This window comes from Mesorhizobium sp. WSM4871 (assembly GCF_055811295.1).
Genome location: NZ_JBVVPU010000003.1, coordinates 141849 through 151669, shown reverse-complemented (window position 1 = coordinate 151669; position 9821 = coordinate 141849). Strand labels below are relative to the sequence as shown.

Genomic DNA, 9821 nt, shown 5'->3' with positions numbered 1-9821 from the left:
ACACTCCCCCCCCCCCTCCGTCTCTCCTCTCCCCGGGGGGGGGCGCGCCCCCCCCCCCCCCCCCCCCCCCCCCCCGCGCCCCCCCCCCCCCCCGCCCCGGCCGGCCCCCCCCCGCGCCCCCCCCCCCGCCCCCCACCCCCCCCCCCCCCCCCCCCCCGCCGGGGCGGGGGGGCGGCCGCCCCCCCCCCCCCCCCTCCCTTTGCCGTCAGGCGGCAGGTGCGTCGGGTGCGGATACCGGCTGGCTCTGTGTGGCTGCCAGCGCGTCGCGCAGGGCCTGCTCCTTGGTGTGGTCGAGCGAGGTTTTCAGCACGGTGCCGCCCGATCCCTTCAGGTCATCGAGCACCTTGTCGGCTGTCATCTTGCGGATCAGCACGAAGAGCGCCGCGTTGCCGGGCTGAAGGCTCGACCCGAGATCCTTCATGAACTTGTCGTTGATGCCGAAATCGCTCAGCGCGCCGCCAAGTGCGCCCGAGGCCGCGCCAACCGCCGCCCCCACGACCGGCATCAGGAAGATCATTCCGACGAGGAGCCCCCAGAAGCTGCCGGAGACCGCTCCAGCGGCGGTAGGGTTGAAAAGTTGATTGAGCTTGACGTCGCCGCTCTCCTGCTTCACGGCGATCACCGCGTCGCTGAGTTCGATCAGGTATTCCTTCTGCAATTCGAACAGCCGCTTGCGCACCTCTTCCGCTTTGGCTTCGGTCGGATAGACGATGGCGATCAGATCGGACATGGAATAGCTCCTTGTTGGCTTGCAATGGGCGGCAGTTCCGCCCCATGCTACGAAATCTTCGTGACAGCTATTGTTTGCGCTACGCTTCGCTCAAACGGTGATGCGCGCCGGAAGCAACTTCGGTCGGGCAGGCAGCACCGCGAGAAGCCGAAAGATACTCGAACCAGCACTTGACTGTCCATCTGCTGGACGATGCCATTCGAGACACGAGCGTGCCGGTCAGCGACTGCGACCTGACGTCGGCACATCCGTGCAGCCCGCGCGGCGTTCCGCCGCGCGGGGTTTTTCGTTTCAGGCCCTGAGCATCACGCCCCTCGCCTTGGCCCAGCGCTCGACGACCTTGCGCTCCTCCAGCGAGGCGAGACGATTGCCGAAACCGCGCACCTGCACCGCACGGTTTTGCGGATCGAGCTCGATCGTCAGCAACCGTTCGATCTTGCCGAGCGCGGTGCGTCGCAGCACCCAGATCGAGGCGTTGCCGGCGATGCATTTGGCTGCATACATCGAGACGCAATGATGCATCGCCCTGCTCTCGGCAACCAGATCCTCGGCTGTCTTCAGCTGGCGAACGAAGAAACGCTCGCCATGCGCCTTCGCCTCCTTGGCCGATGGCTGCCATTCCCAGTCATCGAGGCGCGAGCCGTCCCAACTGCGGCGCTGTGACTGCAATCCCGCAGTAGGCGGAGCCCTCCCGGCGGCGCGGCGGCGCATTGCCTCGATGCGTTCGATCGCGGCAATGTCGCGATGCCATTCCAACATCTGCCGACGCAGCGAGCCGAGCGTGCGGCCCTTCAAGCTGTACGCCGCATCGCGCTGGTGCATCGCACCGATATAGTCGCATAGATCGTCGATCTCCTCCTTCGACGCTGGATGCCCGCAGAAAAATCGCGTCACCTCGCGCCAGAAAACCAACTCCCCGCGCGGCGTGCGCGCGATTTTCGTCCGCGCAAGGCGAGCCGCCAACCCTGGGTCATCCGTATAGGAGCGGGCGATCGCCAACCAAAACGCCTCATCGAACGAGAAGTCGCCGGACACATTCAGGAAGCAATGCACTTCCTTGCGCGACAGCCAGGCATTGGCGCCGGCCTTGTACAGCGAGTCACCACGCGCGACAGCGATGTACCAGGCCCTGCGGAGCGTGACCTCGTTGCCATTCAACCCCGAGGCATCCAGCCAGATGGCCTCGAGCGCGGCCGAAACCGGATAGCGTGCATAGAGATGGCGTGCCGCAGCCAGCCGCAGGCGCGCGCAGTCGCGCGTCTTCAGCTTCGGACGCCACAGCGCGCCCTCACGGATCGCCATGCCGGCAAAGCAGCGACGTGCATCATCGAGCGCCTGCTCGAAATCCGGAGCGGGACGCGGGGCGGGCGAAACCCGCCGCAGCGTTGCCGTATATGCTTCAATGCGTTCGCGCTCGGCGTCCCGCCTGCGCTGGATCATGGACTTCGCCATGGCCGTTTTTCCCAATTGGACCTCTGTCAGCCGCACGCAATCCCAGCGTCGGCACGGAATGTGTCGATCTGGGTTGCCGGGACATTGACAGGTCTCCTCTGGGGATGACGGGTTGGGAATGGGTGGCGTCTCTACGCTCACAACGAACTCGACGCAACCGCCATTCTTTCAATGTTTACAATGGTCTGACCGAGTGTTGCAAAGACGCATCTCAGGTCTTCAGGCAGCCGCGATCGGCGGGGGGAGCTCTCGGCTCCCACCGTTTTAATGAATCAACGCAGCATCGGCGCCGTTGCGACATGACGAAACGTGCAGCGATGACCAAGCATCGCGACATAGCCGTTCTCGAATTGTCAGGAAGTTGAAAGCCCGCTGGAGCGCGGGTTCAGCCCGTCCGACCGCCGCGGAGGCGCAAAACGCGTGAACAAGATCTCATCGTCGCCTCCTTCAAAGGTCAGTAGGGTGCGGCAATGAAAGAGGGCCGCATGTCGGGCGCGGCTAATACATCGGAACAAGCGCCACAGCAAGATGGCGAATGTCCCTTCCGGCGCAGCACTGACTTGACGGCATGAACTACCCCGGCGACGCGCCGATACGCTTCCAGTAGATGAGCGTGCCGGTCAGCCCGCCATGCGGCTTCAGCGCATAGTCCGGTATCTCTCCGGCCAGGGTAAAACCCAGCCTCTCGTAGAGATGCGATGCCCCCTCCTCGCTCGCGGTATCCAGCACCAGCAGCGTCCGGCCTTGCTCGGCGGCAAGGGTCTCGGCGGCCCGCATCAGGCGGGTCGCCACGCCCTTGCCGCGATGCTCGACGCGGGTCATCAGCTTGGCGATCTCGGCCCGGTGCGGCTGGTTGGGAGGACAGTCGAGCAGCAGGGTGACGGTGCCGACCAGCACTTCGCCGTCCCATGCGCCAAGCACCGCTGTTTCGCCTCTTGCCGCCGCAACAAGCGACTTCGCCCAGAAGGCGCCGGCGGCTTCCTGCGACAGCGGGTGCATGAAGCTGACCGATCCGCCGGCCGCGACCGTTTCGATCAGCAGGTCGGCCAGCAGCGCCTGTGTTGCGGCGGCCTGCGCCAGTGCCCTGATTTCGATGGAACCCATGCGTGCGACGTCCTTGGAGCAAGAATGAAATGTCTGCGAAGTCGTAAGCATCGACCGGGGAAAAAAGCGCTGCCGTCAGTCGAAATGACTGACACGCCTTCGCTTCCTGGCCCGCCGGATCTCGGCGATGCGTTCGGTGTCTTTCTCTTGCAGGTGGCGCCCGCGCTCCAGGATCTCGAGCGTATATTCCTCATAGGTCAGACCCAACTGTTCGGCCTTTTCCATCCGCATCAGCATCACGTCGCGGCTCGGCGCCTTCCAGGCCTTGGCGTGCGCCGCCTGCCAGGCCAGGAAGATATAGGCGTCGCCCTCGCCCCATGGCGGACCTTTGTAGTCGTCGAGAGGCGGGCCGCCATTGTGCGAGCGTTTCGGGCGACGCGCCATTCGCCTCAGCCTCTTGCCAGCGCGACCAGATAGTCGGCGGCATCCGGTCCCGGAGCGTGGAAGGTGCAATCCGACGGCGCGCCGAGCGCCAGGCAGTCGCCTGGTTCGAGATTGTGCAAGATACTTCCTTCGGTGAATTCCAGCCGTCCGGAAATCAGCCAGATCTGCTGCCTGATGAACGCATAGGACGCCGCCGGAAAGCTGACCTTGGCTCCCGCCGGCAATTGGACCCGGATCAGTTCCAGCGGCGTGTCCGAGACCGGCGAAAGATGCCGCCTGACATAACCGGTGGCGGGATCGCGCCACATCGGCTGATCACCCTCGCGAAGCAACCCGCCACCTTGCAATTCTGCCCGCGCAATCAGGGTGGAAAGCGTCAGGCCGAAGGCCGCGGCGATGCGCACAAGGAGTGCGGCGGTCGGGCTCGTCTTACCGTGCTCCATCGTGCTCAGCATGGCTTTCGACACGCCGGACCTATCGGCGAGCTCCGTCAGGGACCAGCCTCGCATGATCCTTTCCGAGCGTATTCGCCTGCCGATGGTCGAAGAGATATCATTCGCTATATCATTCATTCGTTCAATATATCGAATTATCTGGATCGAGCAAAGAGCAGTTTCGATTCAATTTTCACGAATGGCTTAAGTCCCCCTGCACCATCCGGCCTCACCCCACCTTAACCCCGTCGCTCTAAGGTCGATCTCCTGGGGAAATGGGGAAGCAGCCTGCTCATGTTTGTTGAACGCCAAGCCTCCGTCGGAGAACCGACACTGCAGGAGCGCCGAACAGCTGAGCAGAACGACAAGCGCATTCTGGGCAATGTCGTGCAATGCGACGGCGCGCGCGCCATCATCAGCGCCTATGCCGAGGATGCCGAAGGCACGGTCACCGGCCAATGGACCGTCGGCAAGATGATTTCCATCAACCTCGGCACCACGCGAACCGTCGGTCTGGTCTACGGGATCGGCAAGTCGGATCGCGCCTGGAGCAATGAAGGCCAGAACCCGATCGAGGTCAGCATCGAGCTCATCGGCGAGGTACGCGACGGCGCCGAACCGGGCGCCAAGCCGGTTTTCGATCGCGGCATCACCTGCTATCCGCACATCGGCGCCATCGCCCATCGCATCCGCAGCCGCGACCTGCAGGCGGTCTACGACCTCGCCGGACGCCATTCGATCACCATCGGCACGCTGTCGCAGGACGAGACGATCGACGCCAACATCGCCATCGACGACACGCTGGCGCGCCACTTCGCCATTGTCGGCACCACCGGCGTCGGCAAATCCACCGCCGTGTCGCTGCTTTTGCGCAAATCAATCGCCGCCAGGCCCGACCTGCGCATCCTCATCCTCGATCCGCACAACGAGTTCGCGGCGTCCTTGCCGGAATACTGCGTCAGGGTCGATTCGACGACGTTGGATCTGCCCTTCTGGATGTTCAAGCTCGAGGAATTCGCCGAAGTCCTGTTTCGCGGCCGTGAGATCGTGCCGGAGGAAGTCGATGCCTTGCGCGATCTCATTCCCAACGCCAAGAGTCTGTATCGCAACCCGAACTCGGGGACCTCTCTCAGGCGTGGCGCCGACGCGATGACCGCGGACACGCCGGTGCCCTACCGCATTGCCGATCTCATCAAGCAGATCGACGAGCGCATGGGACTGCTGGAAAGCAAGAATGACCGTCCCACCCTCAGATCGCTGAAGACGCGTATCGAATCGGCGGCCGCGGATCCGCGCTACCGCTTCATGTTCAATTCACGCCTGATCGAGGATACCATCCACGAGACGATCGGCAATATCTTCCGCGTGCCGCATCACGGCCGCCCGGTCACCTGCTTCGAGATGGCCGGCATGCCGTCGGAAGTCGTCAATTCGGTCTGTTCGGTGCTGGCGCGCTTGGCCTTCGACCTGGCGCTTTGGAGCGAAGGCCGGCTGCGACTGCTGTTCCTGTGCGAGGAAGCCCACCGCTATATGCCGGCCGATCCGCGTCTCGGCTTCGCGCCGACCCGGCATGCGCTGTCGCGCATCGCCAAGGAAGGCCGCAAATATGGCTGCTATCTCGGCGTCGTCACCCAGCGCCCGGGCGAGCTCGATCCCACGATCCTGTCGCAGTGTTCGACCTTCTTCGCCATGCGGCTCGCCAACGAGCAGGACCAGGCGATCATCCGCTCGGCGATCGCCGATTCCTCGGCTTCGACGCTTGCCTTCCTGTCTTCCATGGGCCAGCGCGAAGCCATCGCCTTCGGTGAAGGCGTGGCGACGACGATGCGGCTGAAGTTCGAGAAAATGTCCGAAGGGCTGATCCCGGGTACGGCCAAGCGTGAGGAAGCCAAGCCGTCCGAGAATGGCAACGATGTCGATCTGGTGGCCATCGTCGAAAGGCTGCGCAACGTGCCGAAACCGCAACAGGCGATGGCCTTCGCCGAAGTCGTCGATTCGGGCCGGCAGGCGGGCGATCCCGACTACCGCAAGCCGCCCGCTCCACGCGTCCAGCCGGACGAGGATTTCGACATGCGCTACGGCCTCAAGCCGGCCACCTTCGGCCTGCGCCCGCAGAACGATTGAGCCTACAGCCTTAGTTCATTCTGCCGGCCTATTGAGCAGCCGAGTCAAGCTTGCAAGGGCTCTGCTTCGTTGGCCCGCTTGGGTAAATCCCGAAAGGGAATTCATCAGGCCGGATTGAATGATGTGGCTTTCGAGAAGCCGGAGCGGAGCGGACATTTAGTCCGTGAGCACCGGAAGTCGAGAAAGCCGCGTCAGGCAACCGGCCTCATGAATTTCTTCTTCGGGATTTTAGGCGCAGACGCGGTTGCGGCCCTGCCTCTTCGCCTCATAGAGCTGGCGGTCGGCGCGGCGATAGAACTCTTCGGCGGTTTCCTTGCGATCCCAGACGGCAAGGCCGACGCTGGTGGTGATCTTCAGGCGGACATTGCCTGACAAGATCGACATGTTGGCGATCGCCTTGCGGATGCGCTCGGCGAATTTGGCCAGAAGTTCGGCGTCCATATTGGGCGTGACCACCGCGAACTCCTCGCCGCCCAGCCGCGCCACGACATCGTGATAGCGCGTCATGTCCTTGAGACAGTTGGCGACCGCCCGCAACACCTCGTCGCCGACATCGTGGCCATGGGTGTCGTTGACCTGCTTGAAATGGTCGAGATCAAGGATCATCAGCCCGACCGGCTTCTCGATACGGCGAAACTCCTCGAGATATTCCTTCAGCGCATCGTCGAAATAGCGCCGGTTCTGCATGCCCGTCAGGCTATCGGTCAGCGCCGCATGCTCCAGCGTTTCCGAGCGCGCACTGAGCGACACCGTCATGGCGCGCAGCTTGCCTTCTTCCGTCGCCTGTTTGCGGATCAGCGGATAGATGAAGAAAATGCCGAAGAATAGCGCGGTCGCCAAAAGCACGCCGGTCACAAACAGCAGCTTGTTGAGGTGGACGATCTCGTCGACCCTGGAGGGCGTTCGAACCTCAGTGGCAAAAGTTTGCAGAAGTCCATAGGCATGAAGTGTCACCAGGCCAGCGGCCAGGATCACGAAAATGAAGACGAAAAAGGCTGATTCCGCCCTGTGGAAACGCATCTGCCCGCCGCTGGAAAATTCCTGAAGACCTTATGGCACGCAGGGGCCTTACGGAGGGTTAATCGGGACAACTTCGACGCGAAGGCTCCGTTCAAAGTTAACTTTTTAGGTTGCACCGAAAAGATCGGTTGAGATCGTGGTTTCCATCCCGTAACCGGTGCGCAATCTGTGCCATTCCGGGCCTAACTGATGCCTGAACCAGGTGGCCTGTCGCTTGGCATATTGTCGCGTCGCGATCTTGGCGCGCTCGATCGCTTCGGGATAGCTCAGTTCCCCGGCCATCGCCGCCAGGAGTTCGCGCACGCCGATCGCCTTCATCGCCGGCAGGTCGGCATCGAGGCCGAGCGCTGCCAGCCGCCTGACCTCTTCAAGGGCTCCTTTGTCCAGCATATGGTCGAAGCGCTCGTCGATGCGGCTCAACAACGCGGCCCGTTCGGGTTCGATCACCAAGAAACGCGCGCTGTCCCTGTCGATCAGCGGCCGGCCGCGCGTCGCCTGCCAGTCGAGAATGGAGCGGCCCGATGCGTCAAGCACCTCCAGCGCCCGCACGATGCGCTGGCCGTCGGTCGGCTTCAGCATCATGCCGGCCGCCGAATCCTCGCGCAGCAGAATGCGATGCAGCTTGGCCGCCCCCTGCTCCTGGAGTTCGTAGCGCCAGCGGTCGCGGACCTGCCGCGGAATGTCGGGCATTTCAGAAATGCCTTCCGCAAGCGCCCGGAAATAAAGCCCGGTGCCGCCGACGAAAATCACCGGTCGTCCGAAGAACGTGCCTTCGTCGATCAGCTTCATCACGTCGCGCAGCCAGGCGCCGGTGGAATAGGCGATGGAGGGATGGACGTGACCATAGAGATAATGCGGGATGCGGGCGAGTTCGGCAGCGCCCGGCCGCGCCGTCAGCACGTCGAGCACCGAATAGCCCTGCATGGAATCGGTGTTGACGATGACGCCGCCCATGCGTTCGGCGAGATCGAGCGCAAGCGCCGACTTGCCGCTGGCGGTCGGCCCGGCTATCAGGATCGCGTTCTTCACGCGGCCCCCGCCCGCCTGCCCGCCGGAATTCTCGATGTCGCTGATCGCCACGCCCTTGATCGCCACGCCCTTGATCGCCACGCTTGTATCCCATCCCGCCGGCCGCGCATTGTCGCCGGTGATTGCGAATATGGCGTCGCGGTCGGTCGGCGCAAGCGCTGTTCGCTGGCTGGCCGAGGGGATCGCCTGCGATCTCGCTCTGCCCGAGACAGCCGAAACCCTGGAAGCGACCGCCAGTCTGCGCGCGGTGCTCGCCACTGAGCCGGTCGACGTCATCGTTCAGCAGGCCGAGGGACGGCGAAAGAAAATCCTCATCGCCGATATGGATTCGACCATGATCGACCAGGAGTGCATCGACGAACTCGCTGACGAGATCGGCGTCAAGGACCGCGTTGCCGCGATCACCGCACGCTCGATGAATGGCGAGATCGCTTTCGAGCCGGCTTTGCGCGAACGGGTGGCATTGTTGAAAGGTCTCGACGCCGCCGTGGTCGACCGCATCATCGCCAACCGGCTGACGCTGGCCGCCGGTGGCCGCGCACTTGTGCGGACCATGCGTGCCAATGGCGCTTGGACAGCGCTGATATCGGGAGGCTTCGACGTCTTCACCGCACGCATCGCGGCGATGCTCGGCTTCCAGGAGAACCGCGCCAACCGCCTGATCGAAAAAGATGGCCGTTTCACCGGGCTGGTGGCCGAGCCGATCCTCGGCCGCGCCGCCAAGGCCGATGCGCTGCTCGATATCTCGGCCCGCCTTGGCCTGACAACCGCCGACGCCGTCGCTGTCGGCGACGGCGCCAACGACCTCGACATGATCCGTCTTGCCGGCACTGGCGTCGCTTTGCACGCCAAGCCGGCCGTGGCGGCCGAGGCCAAGGTTCGCATCGACCATGGCGACCTGACGGCGCTGCTTTATCTGCAGGGATACCGGCGCGAGGAGTTTGTAGAGTGAAACCGATCCGCACCGAACGCCTGATCCTGCGCAACTGGGAGGATCGCGACCGCCACCTCTTTCACCGGATCAATTCCGACGAGCGCGTCATGGAGTTCTTTCCATTTCGCCGCGACCGCGCCCAGGCCGACGCCAAGATGGATGAATTGCGCGCCTGGATTGCCGAGGACGGATACGGTTTCGCTGCCGCTGAAATTGCCGAAACGCACGAATGCATCGGCTTCGTCGGGCTGCTCGATACCGATCATCTGCCCTTCCTGCCGGCCGGCACCGTCGAGATCGGCTGGCGGCTGGCGCCCGAATTCTGGGGCCATGGCTATGTCACCGAGGCAGCCGAAGCCTGGCTTGCCCATGGCTTCGAAACGCTTGGCCTCGATGAGATCGTGTCCTTCGCGGTCAAGGACAATCGCCGTTCCACCGCCGTCATGGAACGCCTCGGCATGACCGCCGACCCGGCCAGCGATTTCGACCATCCCGACATTCCCGACAGCCACCCCGCGCTCAAGCCGCATGTGTTCTACAGGCTTTCCCGCGACAACTGGCTCGCAAGAAAAAGGGCAGCTCGCTAGCCGCCCTTTTTCTTGCAAAATCA

10 protein-coding genes are annotated in these 9821 nt (G+C 63.5%); 3 read left to right on the top strand and 7 right to left on the bottom strand.

The annotated features are described in order from the left end of the window. Positions 1-205: 205 nt before the first annotated feature. The 5 genes from AC0L2H_RS07375 to AC0L2H_RS07355 all read right to left on the bottom strand — a co-directional run bounded on the left by AC0L2H_RS07375 (position 206) and on the right by AC0L2H_RS07355 (position 4242). Entirely contained in the window at positions 206-730 is a 525-nt protein-coding gene (locus AC0L2H_RS07375; RefSeq protein WP_473589609.1) for a DUF1269 domain-containing protein, read from the bottom strand. Between the two features lie 291 nt (positions 731-1021). Then, positions 1022-2182, bottom strand: coding sequence for a PcfJ domain-containing protein (locus tag AC0L2H_RS07370; RefSeq protein ID WP_473589608.1), 1161 nt, complete (start codon positions 2180-2182; stop codon positions 1022-1024). Positions 2183-2755: 573 nt separating this feature from the next. Then, positions 2756-3286 carry a GNAT family N-acetyltransferase gene (locus AC0L2H_RS07365; protein ID WP_473589607.1) on the bottom strand — a complete coding sequence of 177 codons (531 nt, stop codon included), beginning with the start codon at positions 3284-3286 and terminating at the stop codon, positions 2756-2758. A 75-nt stretch (positions 3287-3361) separates the two neighbouring features. Further along, entirely contained in the window at positions 3362-3670 is a 309-nt protein-coding gene (locus AC0L2H_RS07360; protein WP_473589606.1) for a hypothetical protein, read from the bottom strand. Positions 3671-3675: 5 nt separating this feature from the next. After that, positions 3676-4242: a helix-turn-helix domain-containing protein gene (locus AC0L2H_RS07355; RefSeq protein WP_473589605.1), complete on the bottom strand. Its 567-nt coding sequence runs from the start codon at positions 4240-4242 to the stop codon at positions 3676-3678. A 156-nt stretch (positions 4243-4398) separates the two neighbouring features. On the opposite strand from AC0L2H_RS07355, the gene AC0L2H_RS07350 reads away from it, so the two are divergent. Beyond that, the gene (locus AC0L2H_RS07350) at positions 4399-6228 is read left to right on the top strand and encodes an ATP-binding protein (protein WP_473589604.1); all 1830 of its coding nucleotides are present in this window, start codon (positions 4399-4401) and stop codon (positions 6226-6228) included. Positions 6229-6456: 228 nt separating this feature from the next. Here AC0L2H_RS07350 and AC0L2H_RS07345 read toward each other — a convergent pair whose 3' ends face one another. Further along, the gene (locus AC0L2H_RS07345; protein WP_473589602.1) at positions 6457-7248 is read right to left on the bottom strand and encodes a GGDEF domain-containing protein; all 792 of its coding nucleotides are present in this window, start codon (positions 7246-7248) and stop codon (positions 6457-6459) included. A gap of 105 nt (positions 7249-7353) precedes the next feature. Beyond that, the gene (gene miaA, locus AC0L2H_RS07340; protein WP_473589916.1) at positions 7354-8322 is read right to left on the bottom strand and encodes a tRNA (adenosine(37)-N6)-dimethylallyltransferase MiaA; all 969 of its coding nucleotides are present in this window, start codon (positions 8320-8322) and stop codon (positions 7354-7356) included. On the opposite strand from miaA, the gene serB reads away from it, so the two are divergent. Next, entirely contained in the window at positions 8312-9229 is a 918-nt protein-coding gene (serB, locus tag AC0L2H_RS07335; RefSeq protein ID WP_473589601.1) for a phosphoserine phosphatase SerB, read from the top strand. The genes miaA and serB overlap by 11 nt on opposite strands. Continuing rightward, entirely contained in the window at positions 9226-9798 is a 573-nt protein-coding gene (locus AC0L2H_RS07330; protein ID WP_473589600.1) for a GNAT family N-acetyltransferase, read from the top strand. Before serB ends, AC0L2H_RS07330 begins: the two co-directional genes overlap by 4 nt. Positions 9799-9821: the final 23 nt, after the last annotated feature.